Source organism: Methylocella tundrae (assembly GCF_901905185.1).
Taxonomy (GTDB): Bacteria; Pseudomonadota; Alphaproteobacteria; order Rhizobiales; family Beijerinckiaceae; genus Methylocapsa; species Methylocapsa tundrae.
Genome location: NZ_CABFMQ020000058.1, coordinates 1 through 386 on the forward strand (window position 1 = coordinate 1; position 386 = coordinate 386).

A 386-nucleotide genomic window follows, 5' to 3' on the forward strand; every position below is an offset into this window, starting at 1 on the left:
GACGATGATCGAGCCGACGTACGGCGCGAGGTTGAGCACGCCCGCCACCACGCCCCAGACGATGGCGTTCTCCAGGCCGAGGAGGGCATACGCCACGCCGGTGCCGATGCCGACCAGCACGCTCGTGGCCACCTGCACGAGCAGGTAGCGCTGGATCTGGCCCGAGATGTCGTCGAGCACTTCCATCGTGATCTTGCGGCGCTCCAGGCTGGCGCCGGCGATGCGCACGAGCTTGCGCCGGAACAGGTTGCCCGAGGCGAGCGAGAAGAAGGTGAGGAACACCACCACCGTGAGCTGGCCCGCGGCCGACACCAGGCCCATCGTGCCGGTCCAGACGTAGTCGCGGATGTTGAAGGGTGCGCGTTCGACCACCACGCGCTGCACGC

At 68.4% G+C, this 386-nt stretch carries 1 protein-coding gene; it reads right to left on the reverse strand.

Annotation, left to right across the window (positions count from 1 at the left end; all coding sequences use genetic code 11):
* A partial coding sequence (locus MPC4_RS05915; protein ID WP_174511708.1) for an AI-2E family transporter occupies positions 1-386 on the reverse strand: 386 nt, incomplete at both ends.